Consider the following 16,685-nt stretch of genomic DNA (forward strand, 5'->3'; position numbering starts at 1 on the left):
CGGCGGCAGCTCAGAGCGCGCGCAGCAGTTCCACCGTTGGCCAGGCGTCCGCGGGCAGGCCAAGGCGCTGCTGTTCGGACTGTACGGCCGCACGGGTCATCCGGCCCAGAATGCCATCGACTCCGCCCACGTCATGGCCGCGCGCCACGAGCCGCTGCTGCAACTGGCGCATCTGGTCGGGGCTGAGCCCGCCGGTGGCGCCACCCGCGTTGTAAACCGGCGCGCCCTCCAGACGAGTGGCGAAATAGGCGGCGGTGGTCACATAGACAAAGCTTTGATTCCATTCGAAGAACACGTTGAAATTGGGGTATGCGAGGAAGGCCGGACCGTTCCGGCCCTGAGGCAGGAGAACGGAGGCCTGAAGGTTGCGGCCCGGCAGGCTGCCGGTTCTGGCGCGAATGCCCGCCGCCTCCCATTCCGATACCCGGCGGGTCGTGTCGAGGCCGGTCTGCGCCCAGTCCAGATTGCCGGGCACGCTGATCTCGACCAGCCAGGGCTCGTTCGCGCGCCAGCCAAGTCCGCGCAGCATGTTGGCCCCCGACAGGAGCGCATCGGCCGGCGAGGTTTTCAGGGTGACATGCCCGTCGCCGTCACCATCGACACCCCGGGTCAGGATATCTTCGGGGAGCATCTGCACCATGCCGATTTCCCCCGCCCAGGCCCCGGTGGTCGTGGCCGGGTCGAAATCGCCATTCTCGAACAGTTCCAGCGCCGCGAAGATCTGCGGGCGGAAAAGCTGCGGGCGGCGGCAATCATGAGACAGCGTCACCAGCGCGTTCAGCGTGTTGAAATCGCCCTGAACCGCCCCGTAATCCGTCTCCAGCGCCCAAAAGGCCAGAAGCACCCCGCGGGAGACGCCGAACTGCCGCTCCGCCACGTCGAAGACGGCGTCGTAGCGCTGGCTGTTGCGGGCGCCGTTGGTGATCCGGTTCTGACTGATCACCCGGCGCGAAAATTCCGTAAAGGGCAGTTGGAACACCCCTTGCCGGCGATCGGCATTGATCACCGACTGGTCGAACCGGACCGAGCGGAAGAATGCATCGACATTGGCCTGGGAATGGCCCCGGCTGACCGCCTCGGAGCGCAGACCGTTGACGAAGCTGCTGAAATCCCCGCCGCATTGCTGGGCGATGGCGGGCGCAGCGCTGAGCGTGACGGCGAGAAGGGCGGCGGGCAAAATGCGCATCGGGAAATCCTGTTTTTTGCGAACGTCGGCAGATTAGCAAGGTTGCGTAGGCTGGCAAACCGTCAGAATAGCGCGAGGGCGAAAACAAGCCCAAGCATCAGCGCCCATGTTCGCCAAAGCACGCCTATGGCGGCGTCGATGTCGCGCGGCCCGGGGTCGTGGCGGCCGGACGCATTCACGAAGGGAAACGCCTTGCGCTCTCCGTGATAGCTGCGCGGACCGGAGAGCGCGATGCCCAGAACGCCCGCCATCGCCGCCTCGGGCCAGCCCGCGTTGGGGGACCGGTGCCTCCATGCCTCGCGGCGGGCGATGTGCCAGGCCTGCGGGGCGCCATGGGCCAGGGCTATCAGAAGCGCAGTGAGCCTTGCGGGCACCCAGTTCAGAACATCGTCCAGCCGCGCGGCGGCCCATCCGAATTGCGCGTGCCGGGCGGTGCGATGGCCGATCATGCTGTCGGCGGTGTTCACGATCTTGTAGATCAAAATGCCCGGTAGCCCGAGCGCAAGAAACCAGAATGCCGGCGCCACCACCCCGTCGGAGAGGTTTTCGGCAGCACTTTCGATGGCGGCGCGGGCAACCTCCGGTTCGGTCATCCCGCCGGTGTCGCGACCGACGATCATCGCCACGGCCCGGCGCCCGGGCAGGGTGCCGTAGCGCAGTGCGTCGGCCACCGCCTGCACATGCTGCACAAGGCTGCGCTGCGCCAGAAGGATGGCCGCGCCAAGCGTGGACCAGAGCCAGCCAAGAGGCAGGGCATCTGCGATCACACCGATCATGCCCGCCAGGCCGATCAGCCCGGCGAGTGCGAAAATGCCCATCGCCCGCCGGTTTGCGCCGGTGTTGAACCGGGCATCGCACCAGCCGACCGCGCGCCCCATCAGAACCGCGGGATGCGGGATGCGCGACCAAAGCCAGCGCGGCTCCCCCAAGATCGCGTCCAGCAAGAGAGCGAAGAACAGGCTCATGGCCGGCCCGGGTCGCCGATTGCGGCCTCCAACCGTTGCCAGTGGTCGGGATGCGGAAGGCCAAGGCGGATCCAGCGGCTGGAATAGGGGAAGATACGCGTCCAGATGCGGTGCCGGGCGAGGCGGGTCTGCCAGGTGCGCGCGTCAGCGACATCGTAAAGCCGGAAGAGTGAGGTGCCGCCGACACGCGTTGCGCCGCCGCCGGCCATCAGGGCGTCCATGCGCGCCGCGTCCACGGCAAGCCGTCTGCGGGTCTCCTCCGCCCAGGTATCGTCGCTCAGCGCACGTGCCCCGATATGCAGCGCCGGGCCCGAGACGGGCCACGGCCCGAGCCTCTCCGCAAGCTCCGCCAGCGTTTCGGGCCGCGCGATCGCGAAGCCAAGACGCAGCCCCGCCAGCCCCCAGAACTTGCCGAAGCTTTTCAGGACGAGGGTACCCGGTCGCCGGGCCAGCCCGATCAGTGTACGCTCCGGCGTGACGTCGCAGAAGCTTTCGTCGATCACAGTCAGCGCGCGCTGCGGGATCTCCGCAGCATCCCGCATCCGGCCATCGGGGTTGTTGGGCTGGACGATGACTTGCGCGTCGCCCGCGTCCCCCAACTGCCAGCCTGCCGCGCGAAACGCCGCCTCGTGTTCGTTATAGGTGGGGCCGTTGATGGTGACCGTGGTCGCCGGGGCAAGCCGTGGCAGTTGCGCGATCAGCGCCGATGCCCCCGGGGCAGCCAGAATATCCGTCCCGTCCGGCAGACCCCAGAACCGGCGTGCCTGAGTCAGAAGAGCTTCCATGGCCCGGGTGTCAGGCAGGTCGGCCCAGGCCGCCATCGGAACATCGCCAACCGGATACGGAACCGGGTTGATGCCGGTCGACAGATCCAGCCACTCATGCCGCCGCCCGCCAAAGCGACGGGCGGCGGCATCGATCCCGCCGCCATGGTCGCGTGTTGTGTGAACCGGCCCTGTCATGACGCCGGTTGAACCTGATTTTCAGGCCGCCTGCAACGCCTCCCGCCCGTGGGGCTCGGCCCAGTCGATCACCGGGTTGATCGGAATGATGCGGTGCGGATTGATGCTGTCATGGCTGTAGTGATAATGCCGCACGATGTGATCGAAATGAATCGTGCCCGCGACACCCGGCCATTGATAGAGCTCCCGCGTATAGGCCCAGAGGTTCGGGTAGTCGACGATGCGCCGTCGGTTGCATTTGAAATGCAGGTGGTAGACCTGATCGAAACGGACAAGCGTGGTCAGCAGGCGCCAATCCGCCTCGGTCACCTGATCGCCGGCCAGATAGCGGATTTTCGACAGCATCCCCTCGACCCATCCCAAGGCCTCGAAAAGCGCGGTGACGGCGGTGTCATAGGCGTGTTGCGAGGTGGCGAAACCGGACTTGTAGACCCCGTTGTTGATATCGGAATAGACGCGCGCATTGATGCCGTCGATCTGCTCGCGCAGCGGTTCGGGGTAGAAATCCTGCGTGTCGCCGGTGATGTCGTTGAAGGCAGCGTTGAACATGCGGATGATCTCGGCGCTTTCGTTGGAGACGATGGTCTCCCGCTCCTTGTCCCACAGGATCGGGACGGTCACCCGGCCTGTCATGTCGGGTTTCGCGCGCAGGTAGATGTCCCGCGCGAAGGGCAGCCCGAACAGCCGGTCTCCGGTCGCGCCGTCGAAATCCGTATCGAAGGTCCAGCCCTCGGACAGCATGTCGGGATGCACGACGGAGATGTCGATGTGATCCTCCAACCCTTTCAGTGCGCGGAAAATCAGGGTCCGGTTGGCCCAAGGGCAGGCATGGGAGACATAGAGATGATAGCGCCCGCTTTCGGCCTTGAACCCGCCCTCGCCCGAGGGGCCGGCGCTGCCATCTGCGGTGATCCAGTTGCGAAACTGCGCCTCCTGACGCTCGAAGGCGCCATCGGTCGCCTCGGTCTCGTACCACTTGTCCTGCCATTCGCCGTCAACCAAAAGGCCCATATGCATGCTCCTCGCTCTTTGCTCACCAGGCAGAAGTAGTGCCCGGGGCCGTCGGGGGAAACAGGAACCGGCGCAGGGATACATCGGCAGCAATGCACAGCCCGACTGTGGCCAAGCGGTGACGCTTGCCCGTGCCGCTCAGGAAAAATCTTGACGGAAGGCATGGTTACGACATCCTAACCATGTCTGGGACAAGGTGCTGCCATGACCGGTTTTTTGCCCAAAGAAGTGCTTGATGGCCTCAATGCGGCCCGCAAACGCGACATGAAACGCCGCGCCCGCCGCAGGGTCCACGTGGGCGAAAACGTGTATCCGATTCTCGACTATGCGGATGAAGGCTTTGCCGTGGATGCGGAAAATGCGCCAAATCTGCGGGGCTTGGTGGATATCTATGACGGACCGCAGCATCTCTATCAGGCGCTGATCGTCGCCTCGGCTCGGGACGGCGACCTGATGCGCTATGAATACAAGCGCAACACCCCCGCCGTGCATCACGCGCCGGTGGACTTCGAGCGGCCGGATACGAGCCCGATCGCGTTGCTGACACGGGGATAGCCCGGCAATCGGCGATTCGCGATGTATCGGGGCAAACCGGTTTCTATCTGCACAATTCTTGCGCCAATCGGCCCTCCGGCCGGAGAAACTCCGCCCATGGCCCATGCAGGGCGGCAAAGCTGCGAAGTAATTCCGGCCCGGCGCCCCTAAACTTGCTAGGACAGACATGGCCAGCGGAGCGCGCGAAAGATGATCCAGACCCCCTATCTGCTTTTCCTTGGCGATGCGCCCGATCAACTGGCCGCCAAGGTTGCGCGCGGCATCCGCGACTGGCGGCCCGGCAATTGCGTCGGCCAGTTTCGGATGGAGGGGTGCAAGGCGGACATCGGCCTGCCCGACATGACCCTGGCCCAGGCCCGGTCCGCCGGGGCGCGGACGCTGGTGGTGGGCGTGGCCAATCGTGGCGGTGTGATTTCGGCGGCATGGAAGAAGGTGCTGGTGATGGCGCTGGAGGAGGGGTTCGATCTGGCCTCCGGTCTGCACAACCTGCTGCGCGACGAGCCCGATCTTGCCGCCGTGGCCAAGGCGACGGGTCGGGCGCTGCACGATGTCCGCGTGCCGGAAGTGGCCTATCCGATTGCCAATGGCGTGAAGCGAACGGGCAAACGCTGCCTTGCGGTGGGCACGGATTGCTCGGTCGGCAAGATGTATACGTCGCTGGCGATGGACAAGGAGATGAAGGCGCGCGGTCTCAGATCGAGCTTCCGGGCCACCGGGCAGACCGGCATTCTGATCACCGGCAACGGCGTGCCGCTGGACGCGGTGGTGGCGGATTTCATGGCCGGGGCTGTCGAATGGCTGACCCCCGACAATGACGCCGATCACTGGGATCATATCGAGGGGCAGGGCAGCCTGTTCCATGTCTCCTATTCCGGGGTCACGATGGCGCTGATCCACGGGGGCCAACCCGATGCCCTGATCCTCAGCCATGAGCCGACCCGTACCCATATGCGCGGGCTGCCCGATTACGACCTACCGACGTTGGAGGCGTTGCGCGATACCGCCCTGCCGCTGGCGCGCATCGCAAACCCGGCGGCCGAGGTTGTCGGGATCTCGATCAACACCGCCGCAATGGCCGAGGATGAGGCGCTCGATCATCTCGCCGAGGTCGAGGCAAGGATGGGTCTGCCCACGGTCGATCCGTTCCGGCAGGGGGCCGGCCGGCTGGTAGATGCGTTGTCGGGCCTATGATCTCGGTCACGCCGGATACGTTTCGCCTCGCGGAAGTTTTCACCATCGCGCGGGGGTCGCGCAGCGAGGCGCATGTGCTGACCGCAAGGGTCATCCGCGACGGCGTCATCGGTCAGGGCGAATGCGTGCCCTATGGGCGGTATGGGGAAACGCGCGAGAGCGTGACCGCGCAGATCGAGGCGCTGCCGCAAGGGATCTCCCGCCAGGATCTGCAGGATGTGTTGCCTGCCGGCGCCGCGCGGAATGCGGTGGATTGCGCGCTGTGGGACTGGCAGGCGAAACAGACCGGTGCGCCCGTCTGGCAACTGGCCGGGCTGCCGCGGCCCGGGCCGGTGGTCACGGCCTTCACCCTGTCGCTCGACACGCCGGACAACATGCGCGCGGCGGCGGCGAAGCACAGCTTCCGCCCGCTTCTGAAAATCAAGCTCGGCACACCCGATGACATGCCAAGGCTGGAAGCCGTGCGGGCGGGCGCGCCCGCATCCCGCATCATCGTCGATGCCAACGAAGGCTGGTCGGCGGAGGTTTATGCCGATCTGGCCCCGCATCTGATCCGTCTGGGTGTGGAAATGGTGGAACAGCCGCTGCCCGCGGGGCAGGATGATCTTCTGTCCGAAATCGACCGGCCGCTGCCGGTTTGCGCCGATGAAAGCTGCCATGACCGGGCCAGCCTTCCGGGACTGGCCGGAAAATACGACATGGTCAACATCAAGCTCGACAAGACCGGCGGGCTGACCGAGGCTCTGGCGCTTCGCGGCGCGGCGCAGGAGGCCGGCTACAAGGTGATGGTCGGCTGCATGGTCGGCTCCTCCCTTGCCATGGCCCCGGCGATGCTGGTGGCGCAGGGCGTCGATCTGGTCGATCTCGACGGTCCGCTCCTTCTGGCCGAAGACCGCGACGTATCCCTGCGCTTCGATGGCAGCACCGTGTTGCCGCCCGCGGCGGATCTCTGGGGCTGAGGTCACGCGACTGTGCGGTGCAATCCCGCGCCGCAGGCTGCACCATCCTGTCCGACTGGATACAGGATGTTTCGCCATGCGCATGCTCACCCTTCTTCTGACGGTTCTTTTCGCAAGCCCGGCCGCGGCCTGCGGGCCGGATACGGATTGCGTGGCCGGGGAGCGTACCTATCGGCTCTACATCCCCGAGAATTTGAGTCCCGACCCGGTCGGTGCGGTCGTCTTTGCCCATGGCTACCGTGGCAGCGCCGAGGGTGCGATGCGCAACCGCTCGCTGCGCGGTCTGGCCGATGAGCTGGGCATGGTCTTCGTCGCGCTGAAATCCGCAGGCGATGACTGGAACCTTGCCCATCGCCCCCGAAATCCGGCCCAGACCGAGGCGCTGGAATACACCTATGTCGCCGCCGTGCTGGATGATGTGGCGGCGCGTATTCCGCTTGATCGCGACCGTGTTGTGGCCACGGGCTTTTCGGCTGGCGGGATGATGACATGGACGCTTGCCTGCGGGATGCCGGAGCAGTTTGCCGGGTTCGTCCCGATATCCGGGACCTTCTGGGCGCCGGTGCCGGAAACCTGCACCGGTCCGCCGGCCAACCTTGTTCATATCCACGGAACGCAGGACAGCGTCGTGCCCCTTGGCGGGCGCCCGATCGGTGAGGCCCGGCAAGGCGACGTCCCGACGGCGCTGGCGAATTATGCGGCCCATGGCGGCTTTTCCTACACGGAAACCATTGAGGCCCCGGGCGATATGACCTGCCGGCAATCCGAAAACGCCGCCGGGCAGGTGCTTGATTTCTGTACCTTCCCGGGCGGGCATGATTTTTCCGTCACGCGGTTGCGCCATGGGATTGCACGGGTGCTCGGCCACTGAAACGGGGTTGACAGACCCGCGCCCGCAGACCCACCTGAGACCGGAAAAATCAGAGGTATGCCCCATGTCCCGCACTGTCTACGTCAATGGCGAGTATCTGCCCGAGGAAAAGGCCACCATCTCGATCTTCGACCGGGGCTTTCTCTTTGCCGATGGCGTTTACGAGGTGACCTCGGTCCTGGACGGCAAGCTGATCGATTTCGCGGGCCACGCCAGACGTCTGGAACGGTCGCTTGGCGAGCTTGAGATATCCGCCCCCTGCTCCATGGATGACCTGCTGGAGATTCACCGCCGCCTGGTGGCCGAAAACGACATCACCGACGGGCTGGTCTATCTGCAAATCACCCGGGGGGCGGCGGACCGGGATTTTGCCTATCCCACCGACGCGACGCCGACGCTGGTGCTTTTCACCCAATCCAAGCCCGGCCTTGCCGACAGCCCGGCGGCGCGCACCGGCATCAAGGTGATCTCGATCGAGGATAAGCGGTGGGGCCGCCGCGATATCAAGACGGTGCAGCTTCTCTACCCGTCCATGGGCAAGATGATGGCGAAGGCGGCAGGCGCCGATGACGCCTGGATGGTCGAGGACGGCGCAGTGACCGAGGGCACCTCCAACAATGCCTATATCGTGAAGGGCAATACGATCGTCACCCGACAGCTGGGCACCGAAATCCTCCATGGGATCACCCGCGCGGCCGTACTCCGCTTCGCGCGCGAAGCGCAGATGAGGGTGGAGGAACGGCCCTTCACCATCGACGAGGCGAAAGCGGCGGACGAGGCGTTCATCACCTCGGCCAGCAGTTTCGTGATACCGGTGGTGGAGATGGACGGCGCGCCGATCGGAACCGGACAGCCCGGCGCGGTGGCCACCCGCCTGCGGGAGATCTATCTGGAGGAAAGCCGCAAGGCCGCGGTTTAGGGCCCGCACCAGCCCGGGTCTTTCGCGACCAGTTCCACCGTGTTGCCTTCGGGGTCCTCGGTGAAGATGCCGCGCCAGCCGATCCAGTCGAAATGCTCAACCCTGTAGCGTTGGCCCCTGGCCTCGTACCAGGCGATGACCGCCTCCTGCTCGGCAAAGGGCAGGCTCAGGGCAAGATGATGCAGCGATGATCGCGCCCCGGTTTTGGGTGCGTCCTTGCCTGTCGGATGCAGGCCCGGCCGCCCGGAAACGCTCTTGTCGAACAGGGCCAGCACCGACGTGTGCCCGGCGAACCCGTCGGCAATGCGGAAAAACACGATCCCGTCCCCGGTATTGCCGCTGAGCCTCGTCAAGCCGATTACATCTTCGTAAAATGCGCTCATCGCGGCGATGTCGTCGCAGCGGATGGCGATCTCTCCCAACGCGCGCACCTGGAACCCACGGGTCATCTGAGGCCCCCTTTCCGCCTCGACTATCCGTCCGGGCGCTTCGGTGCGTCAAGGCGTGTCTTGGCGCATGTGCCCGCCCGTGTCATGGATTGCGTGCATGGAGACGCTTTCCACCCTCACAGCCCGCCATGCCCGGGACGGTCGGCTGGACTGGATCGGGCGGCGCCCTGCGCGCCGGGCCGGAATGATCTCAGTCCACAGGGTCCGGATCTCCGAAACCGGCCTTGACGGCGATCATCGCACGAAACCCGGAAAGCGCGCGGTCACCCTTGTTCAGGCCGAACATCTGCCGGTAATCGCAGCGTTTGCGGGGCTGGAGGCCGTCACCCCGCAAATGCTCCGCCGGAACCTGATGATATCCCGCATCAATCTGGCGGCCCTGCGCGGGCGCATCCTTGCCCTCGGCGCGGCGCGGTTGCACATCACCGGCCCTTGCGCGCCCTGTTCCCGGATGGAAGAGGCGCTTGGCCCCGGCGGCTACACTGCGATGCGCGGGCATGGCGGCTGGACGGCGGAAGTGGTCACGCCCGGAACCGTTCAGATCGGTGACGCGGTCAGCTTGGCCCGGCCCTGATCTCTTCTGCTCCGGCGTACAGGCGGCACTGCGGGAGGGTCGGACCTCCGCCGTCCCGTATCTAGCGCAGACGCTGCAATATCCGGAGAGAGGCATACCCATCTGGCACCACGCCGATGGAGGCCTGATACCGGCGCACGGCTTCGATGGTTTCGGGTCCGACGATCCCGTCGATACCATTGGTCGAGAACCCCGCCCGGGTCAGCCGGCGCTGCAGTTCCTCACGCTCGTCCCGCGTCAACGCCCGGTCGGTGCGGGGCCATGTGGCGCGGAAGCTGGTGCCGCCCGCGATCCGGTCGGACAGATGGCCGACGGCGATCACATAGGCATCCGCGGTGTTGTACCGTTCGATCACGTGGAAGTTGTTGAAAATCACCAGCGCCACGCCCTCCGCTCCGGCCGGCAGGAGGATTGACGAGGGGCCGTGATCAGGCAGTTGTCCGCCATCCGGCAGGCGCACACCCATCGCATTCCAGTGGCTCACGTTCTGTTTGATCCGCTCCCCCGATTGCGCGTAGTCGAACCCGCGGGGCAGAACCACCTCCATCCCCCAGGGTTGCCCATGGGTCCAGCCGAAGCTGCGGAGATAATTGGCGGTGGAGGCCAGCGCGTCGGCGGGATTGTCCGACCAGATGTCGCGCCGGCCGTCGCCGGTGATGTCGACCGCATGTTCCAGATAGCTGTTGGGCATGAACTGCGTGTGGCCCATGGCCCCGGCCCAGGATCCGGTCATCTGTTCCGGCTGAACGTCGCCCGCTTGCAGGATCCGCAGCGCATCAAGCAGTTGCGCTTCGAAGAACTCCTGCCTACGGCCCTCATAGGCGAGCGTGGCCATCGCCTCTATTATGTTGATATCGCCACGAATATTTCCGTATGCGCTTTCCAGCCCCCAGATCGCGGTGACCACTTCGGCCTCCACGCGATAGGTCGCCTCGATCTGTTGCAGGAGGCGCTGATTCTGGCTGAACGCGGTGCGGCCATTGTTGATGCGCGTGGGCGAAACGGCGGTATCCAGATAATCCCACAATGCCCGGGAAAATTCCGACTGGTTGCGGTCCCGGTCGATGACCGTGCTGTTGAGCCGGACATTGCGAAACGCTCGGTCAAGGGTGTTCTGGCTGATGCCTGCGGCTCGGGCGCGGGTCTGGAACCGTTGAATCCATTGACGAAAACCGGTGTCATCCACGACAGTCTGAATCTGCGCAACGGTCTGAACCGGCGGGGATATGCCGCGCGCGACGGGGCGCAGAGAAGTTCGGACGGCATGCGATCCCTGTTGCGTGGACACCGTGACGGCGGCCACCGGCCGGGGTTCGGGCCGCAACGACGTATCCGGCGGAAACGCCAGCGCCGCACCCGGTAGAAAACTGAAAAGAATGCCGATCCCGGCCCATACGCCACGCATGCCCATACCTGTTTTATTGGTTCTCTGCTCACCCTCAGTATAGCGCGATCCGGGACGGTTAAGAAGCGGAATGCGGTCCATGCGCGGGCTGTTGCCGGATCGGACAGGTTACGAAAAATCCCGAAAATGCGAAAACGCGACCCTATCGGCATGGTCGTCGCATCAGGCAGGCGCCGCTCAGCGTCGCTTGCGCAGAACCTTCTTCTTGCCTTTCGCGGCCTTGGCGCGGGACTGTCCGGCCTTGCGCCGGGGCGCCTTGCCGCGCCGGCCCGAATTGCGGCCCCCGCCGGGCCCGTGCCGCACGATCTCTCCGTCGATGGACACCAGTTCCAATGTCAGCCCGCCGGTGACCGGCACCGCTTCGGCCAGTTTCACCGTCACCTCCTGCCCGATGCCGATGACCAGCCCGGTATCGGCCCCCATCAGTGTCTGCGTCTCGGCGTCGTGGTGGAAATACTCCCGGCCGAGCGCGCGCATCGGCAGCAGACCATCGGCACCCGTTTCGTCCAGTTTCACGAAGGCGCCGAAGCGCGCAATGCCCGAGATGCGCCCGGTGAACTCCGCGCCGACCCGGTCGGAGAGATAGGCCGCCAGATAGCGGTCGTTCGTGTCGCGCTCCGCCATCATCGAGCGGCGTTCGGTGTCGGAGATGTGCTTGGCCGTCTCGTCCAGCCGTTCGATCTCCTCGGGGCTCAACCCGTCGCGGCCCCAGCCATGGGCCGCGATCAGCGCGCGGTGAACGATCAGATCCGCATAGCGCCGGATGGGCGAGGTGAAATGGGCGTAGCTTTTCAGGGCCAGTCCGAAATGGCCGAAATTCTCCGCATTGTAATAGGCCTGCTGCATCGAACGCAGGGTGGAGATGCTGATCAACTCGCTGAAATCGCTGTCGCGCGCGGCATTCAGGAGCGCATTCAGATGCTGCGTCTGCAGAACCTGCCCCTTGGCCAGTGTGAAACCGCTGCTCTGGGCGGTTTCCCGCAGGGCGTCCATCTTCTGACGGTCCGGCTCCTCGTGAACGCGGAACAGCAGCGGGGTGCGTTTGAAGATCAGGGTTTCGGCGGCCGCGACATTGGCCAGAACCATGAACTCCTCGATCAGCTTGTGGGCATCGAGCCTGTCCTTGAACGCGACCGACGTGACCTTGCCCTCCTCGCTCAGCACGATCCGGCGTTCGGGCAGATCAAGCTCCAGCGGCTGACGGTGGGCGCGGGCGCGTTTCAGCGCGGCATAGGCGGCATAAAGCGGCGCGATAACCGGCTCCAGCAGGGGCTGGCATTTGTCATTCGGCTGCCCGTCCTCTGCCGCCTGAACCTCTTTGTAATTCAGCGATGCGGCGGACCGCATGAGCCCGCGGTGAAAACTGTGGGAAAGCTTTGCGCCCTCTGCGTCGATCACCATACGCACGGCGATGCAGGCCCGCGGCACCCCTTCATGCAGCGAGCACAGATCGCCCGACAGCCGGTCGGGCAGCATCGGCACCACCCGGTCGGGGAAATATGTGGAATTGCCGCGCTTCTTCGCCTCGCGGTCCAGCGCGCTGCCCGGGCGCACGTAATGGGCCACATCCGCGATGGCGACCCAGATCACATGCCCGCCCGGGTTTTTGGGATCGTCATCGCCATGGGCATAGCAGGCATCGTCATGGTCGCGCGCGTCGGCCGGGTCGATGGTGATCAGCGGCATGTCGCGCAGGTCGTCTCGGCCGGACAGCCCGGCCGGCCCGGCGCGGTCGGCCTCCTCGATCACCGCATCGGGAAAGGCGTCGGGAATGCCGTGTTCGTGGATCGCGATCAGGCTGACGGCCTTCGGCGCGCCCGGGTCGCCCAACCGCTCGGTGATCCGCGCCCGCGGCAGGCCCAGGCGGTTTTTCGGTCCCGCCTGTTCCGCCTCGACCAGTTCGCCATCCCGGGCGCCGTAGGTGGCATCTGCGGCTACGATCCAGTCCTTGTCGCTGCCCTTGGCGATGGGCACGATCCGGCCGCCCTCGGCGGATTTGCGGAAGATGCCAAGCAGCTTGCGCGGGTTGGTGCCGATCCGCCGGATCAGGCGGGCGATATACTGGTGATCCTCGCCCGAGACCTCCTGAAGGCGCGCAAGGATCCGGTCGCCCTCGCCAAGCGCGGGGTCGGTGGCGCGGGGCGCGAACAGAATGCGCGGCTCCGGCCCTTCGCCATGCCATTCCAGCGGGCGCGCGAACAGATCGCCCAGATCATCCGGCGGCAGCATCTGCAGGACGGACACAGGCGGCAGCTTGTCCGGATCGCGATAGGTCTTGCGGCGCCTTTCAAGATGCCCGTCCTCTTCCAGTTCCCGGAGGATCTTTTTCAGGTCGATCCGCGCCGCACCCTTCACATGAAAGGCCTTGGCTATGTCTCGCTTGGAGGTCTGGCCGGGATGATCGGCGATCCAGGCGAGGATGTCTGATTTGGAAGGAACACGGTTCATGAGAGGGGAGGTAGCACGAGGGGCAGGGCGCGTCATCGGCGAAGTGCGATGCGGCCGGATCGCCCGGGCCCGGGCGGGTGGACCGGACGGGTATCCGCAGAGCACGACGGCCGGCACGCGGGAGGTGGCTCAAGCGAAGTAATCGGTCAGGATGCGGCCATAGATCCGTTTCAGATCGTGGATATCCTGCACCCAGACCCGTTCATCCACTTCATGCATCCGGTGTCCGACAAGACCGAACTCCACCACCGGGCAATGGGATTTCACGAACCGCGCGTCGGATGTCCCGCCGGTGGTGGACAGAACCGGATTCTGATTGGTCTCCTTGTGGATCGCCTGACTGACCAGCGTGGAAAGTGCGCCCGGCGGCGTCAGAAACGGCTCGCCGGAGATTTTCGCCTCAAGCGTGATCCGCGTGCCCGTCTCCTCAGCGACCCTGTCGGCCTCTGCCAGCAACCATTCGGTCAGGGAGGCCCCGCTATGAGTATCGTTGAACCGCAGATTGACGGTCATCCGGGTTTGCGCCGGGATGACGTTGGAGGCCGGATTGCCGGTGTCGATCGTGGTGACCGAGCAGGTGGAGGGATCGAAATGCTCCGTACCTTCGTCCAGCACATGGCTTGACATACGATGGGCGAGAAGCGCCACCGCGGGCATCGGGTTCAGCGCCTTGTGCAGATAGGCGGAATGGCCCTGTTTGCCGGCAACCGTGATATGCGCGGTCATCGAGCCGCGCCGCCCGATCTTGATCATGTCGCCGATGGTCTCCGGGCAGGTGGGTTCGCCGACGAGGCAGGCGGTCATCTGCTCGCCCTCCGCGGCCATCCAGTCGAGGATTGCGATCGTGCCGTCGGTCGAACTGCCTTCCTCATCCCCGGTGATGGCAAGGATGATCGCGCCGTCTGGCGGCGTGGTGCGCACAAAATCGATCGCCGCGGCAACAAAGGCGGCGACACCGGATTTCATGTCGGTCGCGCCGCGCCCGTAAAGCCAGCCTTGGTCAAGCTCCGCGCCGAAGGGCGGGTGGGTCCAGGCGGCTTCGTCGCCGACGGGCACCACATCGGTATGGCCATTGAAGCCGAAGCTTCGGGCATGGCCCTTGGTGCCCCACCGCGCAAACAGATTGGGCGTGCCGTTCCGGTCCACCCGAATGCTGAGAAACCCGGCATCGGCGAGCGCCTCCTGCAGCAGCTGCAACGCGCCACCTTCCTCCGGGGTGACCGAGGGGCAGCGCACCAGATCGGCGGTCAGTCTGGCGGGATCGACGGGCTGGGACATGGGGGTTCGCCTTCTGCAATCGGGGTGATGTCAGCGATAGCGCCGGGGGCAGGCGGGGACAAGCGGGCACAGTCCGCCACGGTAATCTGCGATGTCTGCCCAACTTTCGCCTCAATTCTGGCTAGACTTCGGAAAAAAGGCTGGGGCAGTCTTGCGGCAAAGACCGCGTTTCGAAGACCGTTTCGAAGACAAGGATCATTCCTGACGCTCTCCGCGCCGGGAGTTCAGCTTTGTCAACGGGTATGCCCGAGCCTTGAACGAGGCAGAGGCAGACCACATGGCCACAGCAGACGAGCTGACAATCAACACGAGCGCCTCCGCCATGCAGATGGCGCGCGCGATATTCGGCGATGGCATCACCATCGTGGATGCCGACTACGACGGCGACAGCCGGTCTTCGGGCATCTGGAGCGGCGGGGACAGCATCGCCCCGGGGCTGACGCCTTCGGATCGCGGCGTGATCCTGTCGACCGGCCGGGTCACGGATATCACGCGCGATGGCGGCGGTGACCCGAATACCCGCACCAATACCAGCACAAATACCTCCGGTGACAGCAACCGGTCCGATTTCAACGGCGTGGCCGGTCGGTCGACCTTTGATGCATCGGTCATGGAGGTCGATTTCATCCCGGACACCGATGTCATGTCGATGCAGTTCACCTTCGCGTCCGAGGAGTATCCGGAATACACCGGTTCGGTCTTCAACGATGTGGTGGCGGTCTGGGTCAATGGCCAGCTTGTGACCTCGCCGATTTTCGAGGTCACGCAGATCAATTCGGTCAACCAGTCCGAGAACGAGACGCTCTTCGTCGACAACACGGGCGATGCCTACAATACCGAGGCCGATGGGTTCACCGTGACCCTGCGCCTGATCTTGCCGGTCAACGCGGGCGTGCAGAACACCATCAAGTTCGGCATCGCCGATGTGCAGGACAGCAGCTACGATTCCGCGCTTCTGATCGCGGCGGACAGCATTCAGGGCGACTTCATCGCCGGGGACGATACCAAGACCCTGTATGAAGGCTTCACCGGCACCGTGGACGTTCTGGCCAATGACGGCGATGGCGTGGGCCTGATGATCGTCACCCATATCAACGGGCAGGAAGTGTCGGTCGGCGACACGGTAACGCTCAGTTCCGGCCACGAGATCACCTTGCAGGCCGATGGCAATCTGGCGGTGACACCGCCCTCCGATCTGGTCGGGCTGGTCGACCCGGATGTGGTCAATTTCAGCTATACGGCCGAAAATGCCGAGGGTATTTCCGACACGGCCTTCGTCACGGTCACCACGATCCCGTGTTTCGTGCGCGGGACGCGGATTCTGACGCCTTCCGGCGAGGTTCCGGTCGAACGGCTGCGGGTGGGCGACCTCGTACAGACGCGCGATCACGGGCCGCAGGCCATTCGCTGGATCGGCAACCGGCAGGTGGAGGCCACGGGACAGTTCGCCCCCGTGGTGATCAAGGCCGGCACCTTCGGTGCGCATGGCACATTGCGCCTGTCCCCCCAGCACCGGGTGATGATTTCCCATTACATGGCCGACTTGCTGTTCGGCGAGGATGAGGTTCTGGTTACGGCCAAGGATCTCGTCAATCATCGCAGCGTCTGCTTCGAAACCGGCGGTGATGTGGAATACTATCACCTGCTGTTCGACACCCATCAGATCGTCTGGTCCGACGGGCTTCTGACCGAGAGCTTCTTTCCGGGTCCGCACACGCTTGGCGGGTTCGAAGAGGAAACCCGGGCGGAAGTACTCGCATTGTTTCCGGAATTAAGCCAAAACTCCGGTTTCGGATATGGGCCGTCCGCCCGTCCGGCGCTGAAATCCTATGAAGCCCGGGCTCTGTTTGCGTGAGCCCTGAATTTGCCTCACTCCGGATGAAATCTCCCCACATTCTTGTGCCACATTGTT

Annotated in this window: 15 protein-coding genes; 7 read left to right on the top strand and 8 right to left on the bottom strand. The window is 64.9% G+C overall.

Going from position 1 to position 16,685, the window contains the following annotated elements:
* Nucleotides 1-10: 10 nt before the first annotated feature.
* The 4 genes from ACQ651_RS17000 to ACQ651_RS17015 all read right to left on the bottom strand — a co-directional run bounded on the left by ACQ651_RS17000 (nucleotide 11) and on the right by ACQ651_RS17015 (nucleotide 4,124).
* A complete protein-coding gene (locus ACQ651_RS17000; RefSeq protein ID WP_430449936.1) occupies nucleotides 11-1,186 on the bottom strand; it encodes a lytic murein transglycosylase in 1,176 nt (391 codons plus the stop codon).
* Nucleotides 1,187-1,248: 62 nt separating this feature from the next.
* Entirely contained in the window at nucleotides 1,249-2,151 is a 903-nt protein-coding gene (cbiB, locus tag ACQ651_RS17005; RefSeq protein ID WP_430449937.1) for an adenosylcobinamide-phosphate synthase CbiB, read from the bottom strand.
* Nucleotides 2,148-3,113 carry a threonine-phosphate decarboxylase gene (locus ACQ651_RS17010; protein WP_227286345.1) on the bottom strand — a complete coding sequence of 322 codons (966 nt, stop codon included), beginning with the start codon at nucleotides 3,111-3,113 and terminating at the stop codon, nucleotides 2,148-2,150. Before ACQ651_RS17010 ends, cbiB begins: the two co-directional genes overlap by 4 nt.
* Nucleotides 3,114-3,134: 21 nt before the next feature.
* Entirely contained in the window at nucleotides 3,135-4,124 is a 990-nt protein-coding gene (locus ACQ651_RS17015) for a glutathione S-transferase family protein (RefSeq protein WP_430449938.1), read from the bottom strand.
* Nucleotides 4,125-4,328: 204 nt separating this feature from the next.
* Between ACQ651_RS17015 and ACQ651_RS17020 the strand changes: the two genes are divergently transcribed.
* From ACQ651_RS17020 to ACQ651_RS17040, 5 genes are all read left to right on the top strand, one after another.
* Nucleotides 4,329-4,679, top strand: coding sequence for a hypothetical protein (locus ACQ651_RS17020; RefSeq protein ID WP_375551053.1), 351 nt, complete (start codon nucleotides 4,329-4,331; stop codon nucleotides 4,677-4,679).
* Nucleotides 4,680-4,868: 189 nt separating this feature from the next.
* On the top strand, nucleotides 4,869-5,870 hold the full coding sequence (dgcN, locus tag ACQ651_RS17025; protein ID WP_430449939.1) for an N-acetyltransferase DgcN: 1,002 nt from the start codon (nucleotides 4,869-4,871) through the stop codon (nucleotides 5,868-5,870).
* Entirely contained in the window at nucleotides 5,867-6,829 is a 963-nt protein-coding gene (dgcA, locus tag ACQ651_RS17030) for an N-acetyl-D-Glu racemase DgcA (RefSeq protein ID WP_430449940.1), read from the top strand. Before dgcN ends, dgcA begins: the two co-directional genes overlap by 4 nt.
* Nucleotides 6,830-6,905: 76 nt before the next feature.
* Complete coding sequence (locus tag ACQ651_RS17035; protein WP_430449941.1) at nucleotides 6,906-7,700, top strand: alpha/beta hydrolase family esterase; 795 nt, start codon at nucleotides 6,906-6,908, stop codon at nucleotides 7,698-7,700.
* A gap of 64 nt (nucleotides 7,701-7,764) precedes the next feature.
* Nucleotides 7,765-8,619 (top strand): D-amino-acid transaminase, encoded by an 855-nt coding sequence (locus ACQ651_RS17040; protein WP_430449942.1) that lies wholly within the window; start codon nucleotides 7,765-7,767, stop codon nucleotides 8,617-8,619.
* On the opposite strand, the gene ACQ651_RS17045 is transcribed toward ACQ651_RS17040, so the two are convergent.
* Nucleotides 8,616-9,068, bottom strand: a complete 453-nt coding sequence (locus ACQ651_RS17045; RefSeq protein WP_430449943.1) for a VOC family protein — start codon at nucleotides 9,066-9,068, stop codon at nucleotides 8,616-8,618. The two genes, ACQ651_RS17040 and ACQ651_RS17045, sit on opposite strands and share 4 nt — an antisense overlap.
* A 97-nt stretch (nucleotides 9,069-9,165) precedes the next feature.
* Between ACQ651_RS17045 and ACQ651_RS17050 the strand changes: the two genes are divergently transcribed.
* Nucleotides 9,166-9,642, top strand: a complete 477-nt coding sequence (locus ACQ651_RS17050; RefSeq protein ID WP_430449944.1) for an MOSC domain-containing protein — start codon at nucleotides 9,166-9,168, stop codon at nucleotides 9,640-9,642.
* Nucleotides 9,643-9,703: 61 nt separating this feature from the next.
* Here the strand turns inward: ACQ651_RS17050 and ACQ651_RS17055 are convergent, their stop codons facing one another.
* The 3 genes from ACQ651_RS17055 to dapE form a co-directional block, all read right to left on the bottom strand.
* On the bottom strand, nucleotides 9,704-11,053 hold the full coding sequence (locus ACQ651_RS17055; RefSeq protein WP_430449945.1) for a lytic murein transglycosylase: 1,350 nt from the start codon (nucleotides 11,051-11,053) through the stop codon (nucleotides 9,704-9,706).
* 171 nt (nucleotides 11,054-11,224) lie between these two features.
* Nucleotides 11,225-13,495: a ribonuclease R gene (gene rnr, locus ACQ651_RS17060; RefSeq protein WP_430449946.1), complete on the bottom strand. Its 2,271-nt coding sequence runs from the start codon at nucleotides 13,493-13,495 to the stop codon at nucleotides 11,225-11,227.
* Nucleotides 13,496-13,624: 129 nt separating this feature from the next.
* Nucleotides 13,625-14,773: a succinyl-diaminopimelate desuccinylase gene (dapE, locus tag ACQ651_RS17065; protein WP_227286325.1), complete on the bottom strand. Its 1,149-nt coding sequence runs from the start codon at nucleotides 14,771-14,773 to the stop codon at nucleotides 13,625-13,627.
* A gap of 277 nt (nucleotides 14,774-15,050) precedes the next feature.
* On the opposite strand from dapE, the gene ACQ651_RS17070 reads away from it, so the two are divergent.
* A complete protein-coding gene (locus ACQ651_RS17070) occupies nucleotides 15,051-16,628 on the top strand; it encodes a Hint domain-containing protein (RefSeq protein ID WP_430449947.1) in 1,578 nt (525 codons plus the stop codon).
* Nucleotides 16,629-16,685 lie beyond the last annotated feature (57 nt).

This window comes from Rhodophyticola sp., from assembly GCF_965284195.1.
GTDB lineage: Bacteria > Pseudomonadota > Alphaproteobacteria > Rhodobacterales > Rhodobacteraceae > Rhodophyticola.